Annotated in this window: 15 protein-coding genes; 8 read left to right on the top strand and 7 right to left on the bottom strand. The window is 73.2% G+C overall.

Going from position 1 to position 18025, the window contains the following annotated elements; translation table 11 throughout:
• Window positions 1-68 precede the first annotated feature (68 nt).
• Entirely contained in the window at window positions 69-746 is a 678-nt protein-coding gene (locus ACQVFL_RS03740) for a hypothetical protein (protein ID WP_431728690.1), read from the top strand.
• Window positions 747-810: 64 nt separating this feature from the next.
• Here ACQVFL_RS03740 and ACQVFL_RS03745 read toward each other — a convergent pair whose 3' ends face one another.
• From ACQVFL_RS03745 to ACQVFL_RS03760, 4 genes are all read right to left on the bottom strand, one after another.
• Complete coding sequence (locus ACQVFL_RS03745; protein ID WP_431728691.1) at window positions 811-1608, bottom strand: peptidase; 798 nt, start codon at window positions 1606-1608, stop codon at window positions 811-813.
• Window positions 1608-2912, bottom strand: coding sequence for a VWA domain-containing protein (locus ACQVFL_RS03750; RefSeq protein ID WP_396692400.1), 1305 nt, complete (start codon window positions 2910-2912; stop codon window positions 1608-1610). The genes ACQVFL_RS03745 and ACQVFL_RS03750 overlap by 1 nt, the downstream gene beginning before the upstream one ends.
• 110 nt (window positions 2913-3022) lie before the next feature.
• Window positions 3023-4216, bottom strand: coding sequence for a hypothetical protein (locus ACQVFL_RS03755; protein ID WP_396692402.1), 1194 nt, complete (start codon window positions 4214-4216; stop codon window positions 3023-3025).
• A 174-nt stretch (window positions 4217-4390) separates the two neighbouring features.
• Complete coding sequence (locus ACQVFL_RS03760; RefSeq protein WP_396692403.1) at window positions 4391-5044, bottom strand: 4'-phosphopantetheinyl transferase; 654 nt, start codon at window positions 5042-5044, stop codon at window positions 4391-4393.
• 260 nt (window positions 5045-5304) lie between these two features.
• Here ACQVFL_RS03760 and ACQVFL_RS03765 point away from each other — a divergent pair, with 260 nt between their 5' ends.
• Entirely contained in the window at window positions 5305-5595 is a 291-nt protein-coding gene (locus ACQVFL_RS03765) for a hypothetical protein (protein ID WP_396692405.1), read from the top strand.
• Between the two features lie 326 nt (window positions 5596-5921).
• On the opposite strand, the gene ACQVFL_RS03770 is transcribed toward ACQVFL_RS03765, so the two are convergent.
• Window positions 5922-7601 carry a dolichyl-phosphate-mannose--protein mannosyltransferase gene (locus ACQVFL_RS03770; protein WP_431728692.1) on the bottom strand — a complete coding sequence of 560 codons (1680 nt, stop codon included), beginning with the start codon at window positions 7599-7601 and terminating at the stop codon, window positions 5922-5924.
• Between the two features lie 66 nt (window positions 7602-7667).
• Here ACQVFL_RS03770 and rsmI point away from each other — a divergent pair, with 66 nt between their 5' ends.
• On the top strand, window positions 7668-8537 hold the full coding sequence (gene rsmI, locus ACQVFL_RS03775) for a 16S rRNA (cytidine(1402)-2'-O)-methyltransferase (protein WP_431728693.1): 870 nt from the start codon (window positions 7668-7670) through the stop codon (window positions 8535-8537).
• 53 nt (window positions 8538-8590) lie between these two features.
• Here rsmI and ACQVFL_RS03780 read toward each other — a convergent pair whose 3' ends face one another.
• On the bottom strand, window positions 8591-9508 hold the full coding sequence (locus tag ACQVFL_RS03780; RefSeq protein ID WP_396692410.1) for a hypothetical protein: 918 nt from the start codon (window positions 9506-9508) through the stop codon (window positions 8591-8593).
• 149 nt (window positions 9509-9657) lie between these two features.
• Between ACQVFL_RS03780 and metG the strand changes: the two genes are divergently transcribed.
• Window positions 9658-11490 carry a methionine--tRNA ligase gene (gene metG / locus ACQVFL_RS03785; RefSeq protein WP_396692411.1) on the top strand — a complete coding sequence of 611 codons (1833 nt, stop codon included), beginning with the start codon at window positions 9658-9660 and terminating at the stop codon, window positions 11488-11490.
• 135 nt (window positions 11491-11625) lie between these two features.
• Here the strand turns inward: metG and ACQVFL_RS03790 are convergent, their stop codons facing one another.
• Window positions 11626-12477, bottom strand: a complete 852-nt coding sequence (locus ACQVFL_RS03790; RefSeq protein WP_396692413.1) for an alpha/beta fold hydrolase — start codon at window positions 12475-12477, stop codon at window positions 11626-11628.
• Window positions 12478-12768: 291 nt separating this feature from the next.
• On the opposite strand from ACQVFL_RS03790, the gene ACQVFL_RS03795 reads away from it, so the two are divergent.
• From ACQVFL_RS03795 to ACQVFL_RS03810, 4 genes are all read left to right on the top strand, one after another.
• Window positions 12769-13659 carry a TatD family hydrolase gene (locus ACQVFL_RS03795; RefSeq protein ID WP_431728694.1) on the top strand — a complete coding sequence of 297 codons (891 nt, stop codon included), beginning with the start codon at window positions 12769-12771 and terminating at the stop codon, window positions 13657-13659.
• A gap of 2 nt (window positions 13660-13661) precedes the next feature.
• The gene (gene rsmA, locus ACQVFL_RS03800) at window positions 13662-14534 is read left to right on the top strand and encodes a 16S rRNA (adenine(1518)-N(6)/adenine(1519)-N(6))-dimethyltransferase RsmA (protein ID WP_431728695.1); all 873 of its coding nucleotides are present in this window, start codon (window positions 13662-13664) and stop codon (window positions 14532-14534) included.
• A gap of 97 nt (window positions 14535-14631) precedes the next feature.
• Entirely contained in the window at window positions 14632-15579 is a 948-nt protein-coding gene (locus ACQVFL_RS03805) for a 4-(cytidine 5'-diphospho)-2-C-methyl-D-erythritol kinase (protein WP_396692418.1), read from the top strand.
• A 626-nt stretch (window positions 15580-16205) separates the two neighbouring features.
• On the top strand, window positions 16206-18008 hold the full coding sequence (locus ACQVFL_RS03810; RefSeq protein WP_431728696.1) for an ABC-F family ATP-binding cassette domain-containing protein: 1803 nt from the start codon (window positions 16206-16208) through the stop codon (window positions 18006-18008).
• Window positions 18009-18025 lie beyond the last annotated feature (17 nt).

The raw sequence follows: 18025 nt of genomic DNA on the forward strand, positions 1-18025 counted from the left end.
CGGCGCGCCACGAGTGCGTGGGCGCAGCGGCAGCCGGGTGAACCCGGCCGCCCGGATCAGGAGGCGCAGTGAAGATCAGCAGCATGGTCCGTCAGGCCGTCGTCGGCCTGCTCGTCGTCGGCGCGACACTCGTCCCGGCCAGCGCCGGTCAGGCGCACGCCGTGGCCGACGCGGTCAACGTCTATCCGCCGATCCAGGGTGCGTCCACCTGGGACCGCTTCGGGCTTTCCGGGCCGGCGAGCCACCACCGCGTCTTCTCGAACTGGGGATACCTCAACGACTGGTCGGTCGACATCTACCGCAACCCCGGTGCGACGGTGGTCTCGCCGTTCGGCACGACGAGCGCCGCTGGCCACCCGATCTCGGTGCGCGTGGTCACCGTGCGGCCCGGGTGCGCGACCGGCAACCTGGCCGACGGCGGGTACCGCATCGGGCTGGAGGCCCGGGACGACCGGATCGGCGCGGTCATCGCCCGTGCCGACGTCATGCACGTCGCCAACAAGCCGGCCGGCATCGTGGTCGGCGCGACGGTCGGGCCGTGGACCAAGCTCGGTGAGACAGGACGGTTCCGTTACTCAAGTTGCTACCAGGTCAACGGCGACTCCGGCGCGCACATCCACCTAGAAGTGATCAACCAGCATCGGTACTCCTGCTACATCCGGCGATCTGCGAACACCGCGTTGACCGACCTGACGGTGATCGGCCGTGCCGGTGTCCACTACTCCGGTGCGCCCCAGGCCTGCTGATCGGAACCGCCGGCAGGTCACGCCCGGGCGCGACCTGCCGGCGGGGGTCACCGGACGGGTGGGGTCACGCGCGGACCCGCCGGGCGGACGGGCGGCGGGTCAGGGCGAAACCGACCACACCGGCCACTGCGGCGAGGACACCACCGGCGGTGGTCCAGATCCAGCGGGAGCCGGCCTCCGGGAGCCACCCGGTGAGGTCGATGTTCCAGCCGTCGTCGTCCTCGTCGACCGGTGCGACCGTCGGCTCCGTGGCCAGCACGGCACCGGCGTTGGTCGGTGCCACCAGCGGGGCTTCCAGCCGGCCGTCCTCCGGGGCGCTGCCGGCGTCCCCGCTGGCGGAGATCAGCAGGTCCACGTCGATCGGGCGGCCCAGATCGGGCTCGGGCACGTCGACCACCGACAGGCGCACGTAGTACGTGCCGGGCAGCGGGTCAGCGGACCACGGCTCCGCCCAGGGCCGCACGCGCCGCAGGGTGCAGCCGAGCGCCACGGTACGCACCGAGGAGTCGGCGGTCGGGGTCTGCGCGCCGGCCGTACATGCCTGGCGGCGGCGCAGCCCGTCGAAGACCTCGACGGTCCACGTCGACGTGCCGGTGCGCTGCTCGGCGAGGGAGACCGTGGCGGTGATCTCGTGGGTCTCGCCCGCCGTCGCCGGGAACGACCAGTACAGGTACTCGCCGGTGGAGGCGCCCACCCGCACCGGTTGACCCGCCGCGATCGGGGTGGCGCTGAGGAAGGTGGTGCCCGCCTTGGTCACGGTGGCGGCACCGGGCGAGGGGGTGGGTGCGGCCAGCGCCGCGCCCGGAGCCAGGGCGATGCCGGCGGCCAGCAGCGCGGCCACGGTTGCCGATCGGGTACGCATCAGTTCTCCCTCCAGGTGGCGACCCACCAGCGGGTGAGCAGGCCGGTGACGAGTCCGGTGAGCAGACCGGCCAGGGTCAGCAGGAGCAGCAGCACCCAGCCGCGACCCAGGTCCGGCCCGTCCGGGGCGGGGGAGGCGGCGACCACGTCGACGGTCAGCTCGACCGGCATACCGGGGTCCTTCGCGGTGCCGGACCGGGGCGAGAACATGTTGCTGACCACCAGACAGACGGTGGTCACGGCCGGGGTGGCGCTCGCCGTCGGGCTGGGGCTGGCGTCCTCGTCGCGCTCGTCGTCGCCGTCCTCGGTGGCCGACCAGCGCAGGCCGGCCGAGACGACGTCGGTGCGTCCGCTGCCGGCGTCCACGCCCCGGACCAGCTCCCGGCCGTCGGTCGCGGTGGCCCGCAGCAGTACGCCGTGGTCGGGGTTGATCGGCCGGTCCAGCGCGATGCTGACCGAGGCGCGTAGTTCCTGTCCCGCCCGGACCGGTACCCGGTACCAGCGGTGCTCGGAGAAGGTCTCCCGGTCGGTGTAGACGCCGGGGGAGAGCAGTGGCGCACCGTCGCAGACGTCGGTCCCGTCGACCTTGGCCGGCGTGGTCGCGTACGTGTCACGGGCCCGGTCGACGAGCTGCTTGAGCCGGTCGGTGAGGTCGTCGGCGCTGTTCGCCGCCGTGTACGTGCCACCCGTGGCGGCGGCGATGCAGAGCAACTGTTTGCGGACCTTCTCGTCGGGTGCCAGGCCGAGCGTGTCCACCACCAGCGTGGTGCCCTGGGCGGCCAGTTCCCGGGCCACCTGGCAGGGGTCCGGCGGGGCACAGGTGTCCTCGCCGTCGGTGATCAGCACGATCCGCCGGGCGGTGGTGCCGGTGCCGAGGTCCTTCGCGGCCTCCCGCAGGGCGAGCCCGACCGGGGTGAAACCGGTCGGGCGCAGGGTCGCCACCGCTGCCTTGGCCTTCGCGCGGTCCACCGGGCCGACCGGCACGATCTGCTGGGTGTCCCGGCAGCCCTGCTGTTTGTCCTGGCCCTTGTAGGTGGCGCCCAGCACCCGGATGCCGAGCTGGGTCTCGTCGGGTAGGGCGTCCACCACCTCGCCGAACGCCTGTTGCGCCACCGAGATGCGGCTGCGTCCGTCGATGTCGGTGGCCCGCATCGAGCCGCTCACGTCCAGCACCAACTGGACGCGAGGCGGCTCGGCGACGGGTTCTGCCTGGTCGTCGTCGGCCCGGGCCGACGCGGGGCCGGCCAGCGTGGTCGCCGCCAGCAGCCCCAACAGGGCGGCTGACGACCATCTCTTGTTGATCACCGGGCGGAGTGTAGCGATGTCCACTCAGGATGGTCACTCCGGTCGTCGGGCGAACCGACGATCTCGCGCGGCTCGCCCGACGTACCGCCGGTTGGACGACCTTACGTGCGCTACGGCCGCCAGGAACCGGCGGACCGGAACAACGGCTTGTACTCCACCACGCCGTTGGTGTCGGCGACGTCGAAGACGACGGTGCCGGTCCGCTTCGTGCCGGCCGGCAGGTTGTTGCCGGAACCGATGGACTCGCCGCAGCCGGCCAGGATCCCGGCCAGGCCGTTGACCGTGGTCCCGTCCGCCGCCACCCACTCGAAGTAGATCGGGTTGATGGAAGCCGTGCCCTTGGTCACCGAGGCGGTCACGTCGGCGATCAGGTAACGGCCCTTGCGCGGTTCGGGCGCGAACGACCGGCAGCCCTCGTTCACCGTCCGCACCCGGGTCACGGTGACCTCGACGGTGCCGTCGTTGTCGTTCACCACCAGGGTGGTGCCGATGCGCAGGTTGTACGTCTCGCCGCTGGGCGGCGAGTTGGTGGGCGGCGGTGGCGGCGGTGGCGCGGCCTCGGTCGGCGCGGCGCTCGGCGACGGGTCCGGTGCCGACGAGGTGGCCGACGGTATGGGCCGCGCGCCGGTGTCCCGGTCGTCACCCGTGCCGTTGAGCAGCGCGATGACGCCTCCGCCGCAGCAGAGCAGCGCCAGCGCGGCGACCACGGCCACCACGATCAGCGCGGTCTTGTTGCCGGAGCCGCCGCTGGGCTGCGGCGCCCCCAACGGGTACCCGGGCGCAGCCGGTGGGTAGCCGGTGCCGCCGGGCGGATAGCCACCCTGCTGGTAGCCGCCGGACGCGTACGGTCCGGGCTGCTGGTAGGCGCCGGCCGCCTGATAGGGGTCGTGCTGCGGGTACGCGCCGGCGGGCTGCTGCGGGTAACCGGCACCGGCCTGGTACGGGTCGTGCTGCGGGTATCCGCCACTCGCGGCCTGGTGCGGTGCGTACGGCGAGGCGGCGGCGGGCGGCTGGGGCGGCGCACCGGAGGCCGGGTAGTGCGGGGAGCCGGAGACCGGCGGCTGAGGCGCACCGGAGACGGGCGGCTGGGGGGCGCCCGAGACCGGCGGGTGGGGCGCACCGGACACCGGCGGCTGGGGCGGCGGCTGCGGGGCGGCCCAGGCACTGTCGGACTCGTCGGGCGGGGCGGGCCACGTGCCGTCGGGCTGCGCGCCGACCGGGGGCAGGGGCGCCCACGGATCGCTGGGCGGCTGCGGCGGCTGGTAGGGGTCCTGCGGCCCGGATGGGGGCTGGGGGTCGCTCACCGTACTCCTCGGGCACCTGACGTCGAACAGGAACCGCCTGACGCTACCTCGGGCGGGCAACACCGAGCGGCCACCGGTAGGGGTCCGAGCGGAGGAGGGCCGGGGGCCGTAACGGCCCGGTCAGGGGCGGTCACGCTCGGGCGCGGATCGGTGACGGCGGGCGCGGCGGGAACTTCAGGGCAGGAGGACGGCCGCGGTGCGGACCAGCTCCGTGTCGACCGCGAACCGGCCGGTCACCCGGGTGGGCGGCCGGTCGACCGGAGCGGCGTCGATCCGCGCCGGTGCGATCCGTGCGGTGAAGGTCCCGGCGTCCGGGTCGATCTCCACCACCGCGTCGTGGAAGTCCAGCCAGGTGCCGACGATCGGGTGCCACAGCTTGTAGACCGTCTCCTTGGCGCTGAACGCCACGGTCGGCCAGGAGACGCCGGAGGGCAGCCGGGCGTACCGGTCCTCCTCCTCGGGCAGGCAGATCAGGCGTCGTACGCCCGCGTTCAGTTCCCGGTGCTGTTCGGCGTCCATGCCCACACCGCGCACCTCGCTGCGCCGGGCGACCGCCGCCGCGCAGTAGCCCCGGGTGTGGGTGATGCTGCCGACCGTGCCCGCCGGCCAGACCGGCGCGCGGTCCTCGGCGGCGGGCACCGCGACCGGTGGCAGGCCCAGCTCCGCCATGGCCCGTCGGGCGCAGACCCGACCCGCGGTGAAGTCCCGTCGCCGGCTCTCCACCGCGCGTTCCCCGAGACCGGCCGCCTCCTCGGCGAGGAGTTGCCCGGACCAGTCCTGCGCCCGGGCCACCGCCACCGCCACCTGGGCCGGCAACAGGTCACGCACGCCCGGTCACCGGGTGGTGCGTTCGGCGGCCCGCCCCGGTACCGTCGATCGGCGGTGAGTGCTCTGCGTCGAGGTGGCGCGTACGGTGGGTCGCGGCGGTCATGGTTGGTCAACGTACCGCAATGACGTAACGCCGCCCCGATCCCGGGCGCTGTTGGGGCGCACGGTGCTTGTGGCGCGGCGGCGGGTGCCCACCCGCGGTCCTGTGTGGAGGCGGAGGGAGCGCGATGACAGGTGTGGCGGATCGCTCGGGGAGTGCGGTGACCGAGCCCGGCGGTGTGGTGCCGGCGCAGCCGGTGGCCGAGCACGCGCCGGTGACGCCCGACTGGACCTGTGGCACCTGCGGCGCGGACTGGCCCTGCGAGCCGAAACGTGCCCGGTTGCTGACCGAGTACGGCATGGACCGGCCGATGCTCAGCGTCTACCTGGGCGCGTGCCTGGCCGCCGCCGTCGAGGACCTGCACGCACCCGGGCCGACCTCGTTGCAGGATCGGTTTCTCGGCTGGTTGCCCCGTCGCCCGAGGGACGCGGCGAGTCCGCCGCCGACGTGATCCCGGCCAACGTGCCGCCCGGACCAGGCACGCCACCGGCCAGGCAGAATGTGAGCTGATTTCCGGTTCGGCGGACCGCTCGTCCGTCGGCGCCCGGGGGGTGTCGTTCACCGCGAAACGTCGCCGCGACAGGCCCCGGTCGGAAATCTGACCCGAGCCGCCCCGTTGTGCCGCTGGTCATGGGTGGTTAAGCTTCAGATGCGCGCCCCAATCGCCCGCTTCCCCCGTGGCAGGCGATCGGGGCGCGTCCTTTTGTCCGGACTGATTGTCCGGACCGACGTGACAGGGCCCGCACGCCACGGCGTGCGGGCCCTTCGCCGTCCCGGTCAGATCCAGCGACCGTCCAACCACATCCGTGCCGACCACTCCGCGTACGGCAGCGACTGCCCGACGAAGATCGGATAGAAGTACGCGAAGCAGAGCACGACGAGCACCATGTACGCCCCCGCGATCACCCCGCCCACCAGGCGGCGGTCCCGGGTGGCCTCGTCGTCGACGACCGGTCGGGTGCCGCTCAGCCCGGCGGGCGACGCTATCGCCCCGAGCACGTAGACCACCGCCAGCACGAGGAACGGCAGCGCGGGCGCGGTGTAGAAGGAGAACATCGTCCGCCCGTCCAGGGCGATCCAGAACCACGGCAGCAGACCGGCGGCCACGCTGAGCAGGATCGCACCGGCCCGCCAGTCCCGGCGGGCCAGGCCGAGCCAGACCAGCGCCACCAGCGCGGGCAGGAACGACCACCAGAGCAGCGGGGTGCCGAGCAGGAGGATCTCCTCGGCGCAGCTCGCCGCGCCGCAGGGGCTGTCGCTGGTCCAGTGGAAGGCGACCGGGCGGCCCAGCAGCAGCCACTGCCAGGGCCACGACTGGTACTTGTGCGGGTCGTCGAGTTGGCCGTGGAAGCCCAGCGCGGCCTGGTGGTACTGGATCAGGTTCCACAACGCCCCGATCACCGGCGTGTCACTGAGACCGGCGTCGGGGTAGCGCTCGGCGACCCGGTAGTAGCCCTCCTGGCTGCGCAGCCAACCCGACCAGGACGCCACGTAGGTGACCGCCAGCAACAGACCGGCGAGTGCCATCCACGGCACCCCGTCGAGCATGGCTGCCCGCCACGGGCGGGGCACGCCCGCCGAGCGGCGGACGCCGACGTCCCAGAGGAACATCAGCAGCGCGAACGCGGGCACGAAGAACAGCGCGCTCCACTTGACCGCGAAGGCGCAGCCGAGCAGCACCCCGGCGGCGAGCCGCCACCAGGGCCAGTTCCGCCAGCCGCCGGGCGGGCGGCCGGCGCGACCCCGGGCGGTCGGGTCCAGCCCTGCCTCCAGGGCTCGGGCCCAGCGTCGACGTTGCGCGTCCCGGTCCAGCACCAGTGCGCCGAAGGCGGCCAGCACGAAGAAGAGCAGGAAGAGGTCGAGCAGCGCGGTCCGGGACAGCACCAGGTGGAAGCCGTCCAGCGCGAGCAGCAGACCGGCGGCGCAACCGAGCACCGTGGAGTGGAACATCCGACGGCCGATGCGGATCAGCAGCAGCACCGAGAGCGTGCCGAACAGGGCCGCCGAGAAGCGCCAGCCGAACTCCGGCGAGGTGGTCGTCAGCGCGCCGGGCACCGAGATGCCGTGTTCGGCGTCGGCATAGCCGAAGGCCCACTCGCCGAGGCCGATCAACCACTTGCCCAGCGGCGGGTGGACCACGTACGACGGTCCGCCGTCCTTGTAGTTCCACTCGACGCCCTTGTCGATCAGCCCCCAGGCGTCCCGGGCGTAGTAGACCTCGTCGAAGATCTTGCCGGGCGGATGGCTGAGGTTGGCGAAGCGCAACACCGCCGCGATCGCCACCACCACGGCGGTGGCCCACCATGATCGACGGTCCACGCGGGCCTCGACGGTGGCCAGTCGGCGGCGGATCGCCGCCGGCACGCCACCACTGCCCGGGCCGCCGGTCCCGGCGGCCGGCCGCTCAGGTACCGGCTGGTCCGCGTTCGCGCTCTGTGCTGTCGACGCACTCGTCACCCGGCGATCGTAGGCTGCGGAGGGGGCCGCTGGCGTACATCGTCTCCGAATCCGGTACGCCCGTCGATGAAGGAGTGCCTACTCGTGGGTGAAATGTCCGAAACTGGTCGCCTGGTCCTCCTCGGCGCGCCGCTCGGCAACCCCGCCGACGCCTCCACCCGACTGCGAGACGTGCTCGGCACCGCCGACGTGGTCGCCGCCGAGGACACCCGACGGCTGAGCCGACTGGCCCGCGACCTGGACGTGAGCATCCCCGGCCGGGTCGTCTCCTACTTCGAGGGCAACGAGGAGCGGCGTACCCCCGAACTGGTCGACGTGCTCACCGCCGGATACCTCGTCGCGCTGGTCACCGACGGCGGCATGCCCAGCGTCTCCGACCCCGGCTACCGACTGGTCCGCGCCGCCCTGGACGCCGGGATCCCGGTCACCGCCGCCCCCGGACCGAGCGCCGTCACCACCGCCCTGGCGCTGTCCGGGCTGCCCTGCGACCGGTTCTGCTTCGAGGGCTTCCTGCCGCGTACGCCCGGTGCCCGCCGGGCCCGACTGCGGGCGCTGGCGACGGAGGAGCGGACCCTGGTGCTGTTCGAGTCCCCGCACCGGATCACCGCCGCGCTGACCGACCTGGCCGACGCGTTCGGCGCTGACCGACCCGCCGCGCTCTGCCGGGAGCTGACCAAGACGTACGAGGAGGTGCTCCGCCGCCCGCTCGGTGAACTCGCCCGATGGGCCGCCGGCGGCGATCCGCGCGGCGAGATCACTCTCGTGGTGGCCGGGGCGCCGGCCGCGCCGCCGATCCGGCCGGACGACGACGCCCTGCGCGCCGCGGTCGCCGAGCGGGAGGCCACCGGCCAGAGCCGCCGCGACGCGATCACCGAGGTGGCGAGCGCCTTCGGGCTGCGTCGTCGGGACGTCTACGCCGTCGTGCACCAGGTGTAAGGAAGGGCACCTTACTAACGCCTCGTGCATAGGAGGGGTCCCCTCCTTACCTCTCACCAGGCGGCGACGAGAAACCCCAGCGTCGTCACCAGCGGACCGGCGAACGCGGCGGTGACCGCCCAGCGCCGGCCCTGCGGATCGGGCAGCCGGGTCGCGCCGGTCCACCGGGCGATCCCGGCCGCACAGCCGAGCACCCCGAGCAGGCCCAGCAGCCAGCGCAGGTGGGCACCGACGCCGTGATCGGCGTACGCGACGGTGGCGTCCGCAGCGGTCACCCGGGCGGGTAGCGCCGCCCCGGCCGTCGCCTGTTGCTCCGGTACCCCGCTGACGCGTACGCCGTGGATGCGGAACCGCCCGTCGGAGGCGGTGAAGATGCCCCGGCAGCGCTGGGTCAACCCGTCACCGGTGCACGCGGTCACCACCGCCGTCCCCGAGGTGCCGTGCCCGGCGGCGAGCAGGAGCGGACCGGCGCTGACCCAGGCGAAGAACGCCGCCACCAGGCTCAACCCGACCAGTGCGGCCAGCCCCGGCAGCGGGTCCGGTGGGTGGCTGCTCCGCTCGCGGCGTACCGACCGGAGCCGACGCCACCGCGACCCGCGCTCGCCCGGCGCGTCCTTGCGCACCGGTGTGCCGTCCCAGTGCACCTCCTCGATCGGCGCCCAGAACGTGTCGTCGGCGTCGGCGTCGGCCGGGTCGGCGTACGGGTCCGCGCCCAGGTGTCGCGCCGAGCGCACCGGCACCCGGTGCGGCAGCGTGTCGACCGGGGCTCCGGTGGTCGGCTCCACCTCCACGCCCGGCGCCGCCGGGTCGCCGGGGTCGGACCCGTCCGGGGCCACCCCGTCCGGCGCGACCGTCCGGGGGTGCGGCGCCACGGCATGGGTACGCGCCGACGCGGCCGGGTCCGGCCGGGTCTCGGTGGGGAGGCCATCCTCGTGGTCGCGGGCGGCGCGGCTGCCAGTCACGCGGTTCATTGGACACCGGGGCGGGTGCTGGGACGCGCAGCTCAGACAGCGTGTCGGCGACAAATCGGACCAGCCTTCGGCCCGGAATGGCCGGAATGTCGAGCGGGCGGACCTATTGGTTCGCAGCCGTCCCAGGTGGGTCACTACGCTTGCTGGGCATGAGTCACGTTCTCGCGGCGGTCGCCTGGCCGTACGCCAACGGCCCGCGCCACATCGGCCACGTCTCCGGTTTCGGCGTTCCCTCCGACGTCTTCGCCCGGTACATGCGGATGGCCGGCCACGACGTGCTCATGGTCTCGGGCACCGACGAGCACGGCACCCCGATCCAGGTGCAGGCCGACGCCGAGGGGCTCACCCCCCGCGAGCTGGCCGACCGGTACAACCGGGTGATCGTGGAGGACCTGCACGGCCTGGGCCTCTCCTACGACCTGTTCACCCGCACCACCACGCGTAACCACTACGCCGTGGTGCAGGAGTTGTTCGAGGGGATGTACCGCAACGGGTACATCGTGCCGAAGACCACCATGGGCGCCATCTCCCCGTCGACCGGCCGGACCCTGCCCGACCGCTACATCGAGGGCACCTGCCCGATCTGCGGCTACGACAGCGCCCGCGGCGACCAGTGCGACAACTGCGGCAACCAGCTCGACCCGATCGACCTGATCGACCCCAAGTCGAAGATCAACGGCGAGACGCCGAAGTTTGTCGAGACCGAGCACTTCTTCCTCGACCTGCCCGCCCTCGCCGACGTGCTGCGGCAGTGGCTGGACACCCGGGACGGTTGGCGGCCCAACGTCCTGCGGTTCTCCCGCAACCTGCTGGACGACCTCCAGCCCCGGGCCATCACCCGGGACCTGGAGTGGGGCGTACCGATCCCGCTCGACGGCTGGCGCGACCGCACCGACAAGCGGATCTACGTCTGGTTCGACGCCGTGATCGGGTACCTCTCCGCCTCGGTGGAGTGGGCCCGTCGCTCCGGCGACCCGGAGGCGTGGCGTAGGTACTGGAACCAGAAGGACGCCGAGGGCAGCGCCGCAGTCGCCGCCGGAGCCGACGGTGACGCCCAGTCCTACTACTTCATGGGCAAGGACAACATCGTCTTCCACTCGGTGATCTGGCCCGCGCTGTTGGCCGGCTACTCGGGCGAGGGCGACAAGGACGGCGAGCCGGGCCGGCTCGGACGCCTCCACCTGCCCACCGAGGTGGTCTCCAGCGAGTTCCTGACCATGGAGGGACGCAAGTTCTCCTCCTCTCGCCGGGTGGTCATCTACGTCCGGGACTTCCTGGAGCGCTACGACGCCGACGCGTTGCGCTACTTCATCGCGGTGGCCGGCCCGGAGAACAACGACACCGACTTCACCTGGGCCGAGTTCCTCCGCCGCAACAACGACGAGCTGGTCGCCGGCTGGGGCAACCTGGTCAACCGGTCGGTGTCGATGGCGGCGAAGAACTTCGGCGCGATCCCGCCGGTCGGCCCGGACGGGCTCACCGAGGCCGACGAGGCGCTGCTCGCGGTGGCCCGCACCGGCTTCGCCACGGTCGGCGACCTGATTGCCCGGCACCGGCAGAAGCAGGCCATCGGCGAGGCGATGAAGGTGGTCGCCGAGGCCAACAGGTACCTCTCCGACCAGGCGCCGTGGAAGCTCAAGGACGAGGCGGACAAACCCCGGATGGGCACGATCCTGCACGTCGCCCTCCAGGTGGTCAGCGACGCCAACACCCTGCTCACCCCGTTCCTGCCGCACTCCGCGCAGAAGGTGCACGAGCTGCTCGGCGGCACCGGCGTGCACGCGCCGATGCCGGTGATCGAGGAGGTCGACGACCTCGACGGCGGGCCCGGGTACCCGGTGCTGACCGGGGACTACACGCAGGGCGCGCGGTGGGAGTCGGTGCCGCTGGCGGTCGGCCGGGCGCTCGCCGCGCCCAAGCCGGTGTTCCGCAAGCTCGACCCGTCCATCGTCGACGAGGAACTGGCCCGGCTGGAGAGCTGACCCGGGCCACCGCCCCACGACGGCCGTCGCGACACCGACGACCGGTGACGACACCAACGGCGGGCGCGACCCCGGCATCGGGATCGCGCCCGCCGCGCGTCGACCGGCGCGGCTACGCCCGCGCCGGGAGCCGGGTCAGGCCCGGACCATCGACGGCGACCCGATGAACTCCATGATCGCGTCGTTGACCTGGTCGGCGTTGGTCCACGGAATACCGTGCGGGGCACCCTTGAGGGTGACCAGCCGGCTGTCCGAGATCAGCGGCTGCAACCGCTGACCGGTCTTCGGGTACGGCAGGACCATGTCCTTGTCACCCTGCACGAGCAGGATCGGCACGTCGATCCGCGACACGTCGGCCCGGAAGTCGGTGCCCCAGGCGTCCACGCAGTCGTGCGTGGCCTTGGCCGAGGCCCGCGCGCCGATCTCCCAGTGCGCCCGGTACGCCTGCTCGCTGACCAGCTTGCCCCGGTTCTCGTCGTAGTTGAAGAACGAGTTGCAGAAGTCGGTGAGGTACGCGAACCGGTCCTCGGTGATGGCCTTCTTGAACCCCTCGAAGAGGCTCCCCTCGACCCCCTCCGGGTTGTCCGGAGCCTGCCGCAGGTACGGCGCCAGCGGCGCCAGCAGCACCGCCCGGTCCACCCGGTCCGAGCCGTACGCACCCAGGTAGCGGGTCACCTCGCCGGTGCCCATCGAGTGCCCGACCAGGATCGCGTTGCGCAGGTCCAGCTCGGTCATCAGCACGTCGAGGTCGGCGGCCAGGGTGTCGTAGTCGTACCCGAACGCCGGCTGGGCCGAGCTGCCGAAGCCACGCCGGTCGTACGTGATCACCCGATAACCGGCCGCGAGCAGGGGACTGACCTGCTTCTCCCAGGTCGCCCCGTTGAACGGGAACCCGTGGATCAGCACGATCGGCTGACCGGAACCGTGGTCCTCGTAGTACAGGTCGATGGGCGCGGAGTTCTCCGTCCCCACGGTGATGAAGGGCATGTCCACTCCTACGATTAGGACAACGCTGTCGCCCACGCATTCCCGCATGACCTGCCGATATGCCCGAACCGGCCCGGCGTCAGAGAACGTACGGGTGGTCCACCGGCACGGTCGTCGGTCACCTCGGCACCCGGTGTCCAGGTCTCGTGGACGCCCCGTTCGTGACACTGTGCCCCGGTCGCCCGCACCGCGTCCGGATTCGGGCGCAGCCGCGACCGCAGCCCGGCGTGACCGAGGTGAACCGCGGGTGGCGGGCGGGTGGACTCGGGCGGTGTGTGATGCTGTCGACTGATGAGCGAGCCCACCGAGTCCCGCCGCCAGCGCGCCTCCCGCCGTGCCGGCGAGTTCCCACCCGCGCCGGAGCCGCTGCCCCGGCCGGTGCTGGACAGCCACACCCACCTCGACATCACGGTGACCGAGGTCGGCGTACCGCAGGGCGGCGACGCCGCCGACCCGGTCGCCGCCGCGATCGACGTCGCCGCCGCCGTCGGCGTGGACCGGCTGGTGCAGGTCGGCGTCGACGTGCAGTCCTCCCGCTGGGGCACCGAGGTGGCCGGCGCGTACCCGGCGGTGGTCGCCACCGTCGCGCTGCACCCCAACGAGGCCCCGCGCTGCCGCGACCTCGACGCCTCGCTGCGTGAGATCGAGGCACTGGCCGCCGAGGACCGGGTCCGTGGAATCGGCGAGACGGGCATGGACTTCTACCGCACCGGCGACGAGGGCCGGGCCGCGCAGGAGGAGAGCTTCCGGGCCCACATCGCCATCGCCAAGCGGTACGCCAAGACGTTGGTCATCCACGACCGCGACGCGCACGCCGACGTGCTGCGGATCCTCGACGACGAGGGCGCACCGGAGACCGTGGTGCTGCACTGCTTCTCCGGTGACGCCGAGTTCGCCGCCGAGTGCGTCCGCCGGGGCTACCTGCTGAGCTTCGCCGGCACCGTCACCTTCGGCAGCGCCGGGGCGCTGCGGGAGGCCGCGGCGCTCACCCCGCTCGACCAGATCCTGGTGGAGACCGACGCGCCGTACCTCACCCCGATGCCGCACCGGGGACGCCCCAACGCGTCGTACCTGATCCCGCTGACCGTGCGGGCGCTGGCCACCACCACCGGCACCGACCTGGACGACCTCTGCGCCGCCATCTCCGCCACCGGTGAACGCGCCTTCGGGCCCTGGTCCTGACCGTGGCCGCAGACCTGCTCGGCCCGGCGGAGATCCGGGAACTCGCCGCCCGCCTCGGCGTCGCCCCCACCAAGAAGTTCGGCCAGAACTTCGTGCACGACCCGAACACCGTCCGCCGGATCGTCACCACCGCCGGGCTGGCCCCGGACGACGTGGCCCTGGAGGTCGGCCCCGGGCTGGGCTCGCTCACCCTCGCCCTGCTCCGCGCCGCTGCCCACGTGCACGCCGTCGAGATCGATTCGACGCTGGCCGGCGCGCTGCCCGACACCGCCGCCCGGCACGCCGGTCCGGACGCCGCCCGACTCACCGTGCTCCACGCCGACGCACTCCGGATCACCGCTGCCGACCTCGCCGACCCGGCACCCACCGCACTCGTCGCGAACCTCCCCTACAACGTCGCCGTACCGGTCGTGCTGCACCTGCTCGCCAAACTGCCCAGCCTCCGACACGGACTGGTGATGGTGCAGAAGGAGGTCGCCGACCGGCTCGTCGCCGGACCCGGCTCCAAGGTGTACGGCGTGCCCTCGGTCAAACTCGCCTGGTACGCCCGCTCCCGGGCCGCCGGCAAGGTGCCCCCGAACGTGTTCTGGCCGGTCCCCAACGTCGACTCCGGTCTGGTCGCGTTCGCCCGCCGCGAACCACCCCGCACCGACGTGTCCCGGGCCGCCGTCTTCGCCGTCGTCGACGCCGCCTTCGCCCAACGCCGCAAGACCCTGCGCGCCGCCCTCGCCGGCTGGGCCGGCGGTGCCGACCGGGCCGCCACGGCGCTCACCGCAGCCGGAGTCGACCCCGGCGCACGCGGCGAGTCACTCACCGTGGAGCAGTTCGCCGCCATCGCCGCGTCGGCCCCGAACCAGCCGCCGGGCGCGCAGTAGGCTGACGCGGACGCCGGTACGCCGTCGCCGACATCGCCGAGGAGCTGATCGTGGAGAAGCCGTTCGACATCCGGGTGCGTCCACGGGACACCCTCCGGTGACCGAGGCATGGCGACCGGAGGGTGAGGAACGGCGTGGTGCCGGCGGACCGGTCCGCGTACGGGTACCCGCGAAGATCAACCTGCACCTGGGGGTCGGCCCGCTGCGGCGCGACGGCTACCACGAGCTGAACACGATCTATCACGCGATCTCGATCTACGACGAGCTGACCGCGCGGCGGGGCGACACCCTCACCCTCACCATGGAGGGCGAGGGCACCGGGGAACTCGCCCTCGACGACTCCAACCTGGCCATCCGGGCCGCCCACGCCCTCGCCGGGTACGCCGGCGTGATGCCACACGCCCGGCTGCACCTGCGCAAACAGATCCCCCTCGCCGGTGGTCTCGCCGGGGGCAGCGCCGACGCCGCCGCCGCACTGGTCGCCTGCGACGCCCTCTGGGGCACCGGCCTGTCCCGCGACGAACTGGCCGGCATCGCCGCCGACCTGGGCTCGGACGTCCCCTTCCTGATCCACGGCGGCACCGCGCTCGGGACCGGCCGGGGCGAGGCGGTCAGTCCGGTGCTGGCCCGACCCACCTCCTGGCACTGGGTCGTCGCCATCGCCGACGGCGGGCTCTCCACGCCCCAGGCGTACCGGGAACTCGACCGGCTCCGCGACGCCGGCACCGCCGGAGAACCGCTCGGCAGCACCGACGCGCTGCTCGCCGCGCTGCGCCAACGCGACCCCCGGGTACTCGCGCCCACCCTCGGCAACGACCTGCAGGACGCCGCGCTGGCCATGCGTCCCGCGCTGGCCGACACGCTGAAGGCCGGCGAGGCGGCCGGCGCACTCACCGGCATCGTCTCCGGGTCCGGTCCGACCTGCGTCTTCCTCACCGCCGGCTCCGCCGACGCCGAACGCGTCGCCGCCGAACTGGAAGCCGCCGGAGTGTGCCGAGAGGCCCGTGTCGCCCACGGCCCGGTCCACGGCGCCCGCGTCACCTGACACCACCGGCCCGCCCTGCACAGGACCGGTCTCCTGCCGGACCGGCCAGGCGCGCGGCCGTGGTCCAGCGCGGCCCCTGTCGAGCTGACGGCGCGTCCGGATCGCGCTCGCCGTCAGACGCGAGGTCGTGGCCGTTCGCGGTGCCTGTCGAGCTGACGGCGAGATCGGATCGCGCCCGCCGTCAGGAGCGGGGCCGTGGCCGTTCGCGGCGGCTGTCGAGCTGATGGCGGGAATGAATCATGCTCGGGAGAGTGTCGCCCTGCGCCACGTTCCGCCGCGTCGAGGTCCGCGCTGGCATGGTCGCGCTGGACCCACTCGTGAAGGCCGTGCGGTCCGGGTGCGGCACCAGCGGAAGTCGACGCCGAACCAGCATCGGCGAGAGCACCGACGGATCAGGTCGACAGGGAGCCGACCAGAGACCGTGCCGGGCCCCGGGAAGCCACCCGCACGCCGAGGTCCACCCGTATCGCTCGCGTCGGCGGGTCGGTGCGGCTGCGCCGGCTGCCTGGGCGGCGGGCGCGGTCGGGCGGGCGCCGGGGGGTGGTGGCGTTCCGCGTACCCTGGAAGGCCAGGCGTCCCCAGGTGCCCGCCGGCACCGGGACGCCTTGATCATGAGAGGTGGGTTCGTGGCCAACATCGTCAACCTCGACCGGGTGTCCAAGGGCTACGGCGCTGCCGGGCCGCTGCTCACCGACGTCTCACTCGGTCTGGACGACGCCGACCGGATCGGTGTGGTCGGGCTCAACGGCGCCGGCAAGTCGACGCTGCTGCGGCTGCTCACCCGGACCGAGGAACCCGACGACGGGCGGGTCACCCACCGCCGTGACCTGCGGGTCGCCTGGCTGCCGCAGAATCTCACCCTCAGCCCCGAGGCCACCGTCCGGGACGTCGTGCTGGGCACCGAGTGGCTCGCCGAGAGCATGGGCGCCGAACACGAGTGGGCCGGTGACGCGGGCGTACGCGCCATCCTCGACGGGCTCGGCATGCCGCACCTGGGCCTCGATGCCCCGGTCGGGCCGATGTCCGGCGGCGAGCGCCGCCGGGTGGCGCTGGCCGCACTGCTGGTCCGCGACGCCGACCTGCTGATCCTCGACGAGCCCACCAACCACCTCGACGTCGGCGGCGTCGACTGGCTGGCCCACCACCTGCTCGGCCGCAAGGGCGCCCTGGTCGTGGTCACCCACGACCGCTGGTTCCTCGACGCGGTCTGCACCACCACCTGGGAGGTCGCCGACCAGACCGTCCGGGCCTACGAGGGCGGCTACGCCGCCTGGATCCTCGCCCGGGCCGAACGCGAACGGATCGCCGCCGCGACCGAGGCCCGGCGGCAGAACCTGCTCCGCAAGGAGATCGCCTGGCTGCGGCGGGGCCCGCCCGCCCGGACCTCCAAGCCGAAGTTTCGCATCGACGCCGCCAACGCGCTCATCGCCGACGTGCCGCCGGCGCGCGACACCATGTCGCTGCAACGACTGGCCACCGCCCGGCTCGGCAAGCAGGTGTACGACCTGGAGGGCGTCCGCCTGCACGCCGGTCCCAAGACCATTCTGGAGAACGCCACCTGGCAGGTCGGCCCCGGCGACCGGATCGCGATCCTCGGGGCCAACGGCGCCGGCAAGACCACCCTGCTGCGGATGCTCGCCGGCATCACCCACCCGGACGGCGGGCGGCTGGTCACCGGCTCCACGGTACGGCCCGCCTTCCTCTCCCAGGAACTCGCCGAACTCCCCAGCGAACTGCGGGTCCTGGAAGCCGTCGAAGAGGTCGCCCGACGGGTGCGCCTCGGTGACCGGGAGATCTCCGCCGCGCAGCTCGCCGAGGTGTTCGGCTTCGACGACCGGCGGCTCTGGACCCCGGTCGGTGACCTCTCCGGCGGGGAACGGCGACGGCTCCAGATGCTGCGCCTGCTCGCCGCCGAACCGAACGTGCTGCTGTTCGACGAACCCACCAACGACCTCGACACCGACACCCTGGCCGCGCTGGAGGACCTGCTCGACTCCTGGCCCGGCACCATCGTCGTGGCCAGCCACGACCGCTACCTCATCGAGCGGGTCGCCGACTCCACGTACGGGATGTTCGGCGACGGTCGGCTGGTGCACCTGCCCGGCGGCGTCGAGGAGTACCTGGCGCGTACCGCCGACCGGCCCGGCCCCGGGCGCAGCGTCACGCCCGCCGCCGCCGCGCCCACCGACGGCGCTGGGGCAATGAGCGCGGCCGAGGCCCGGCAGGCGCGCAAGGAGCTGACCCGCCTGGAACGACAGGTCGGCAAGCTGGAACAGAAGGAGGCGGCGCTGCTCGACCAGCTCGCCGCCAACGCCACCGACTACACCAGGGTCGCCGAGCTGGACGCCCAGTTGAGCCAGGTGCGCACGGAGCGGGAGCAGGTCGAGGAGGCGTGGCTCGCCCTGGCCGAGGAGATCCCCGCCGGCTGACCCTTGCCCCGCCCGCC

Source organism: Verrucosispora sp. TAA-831 (genome assembly GCF_050780145.1).
Classification (GTDB): Bacteria; Actinomycetota; Actinomycetes; order Mycobacteriales; family Micromonosporaceae; genus Micromonospora.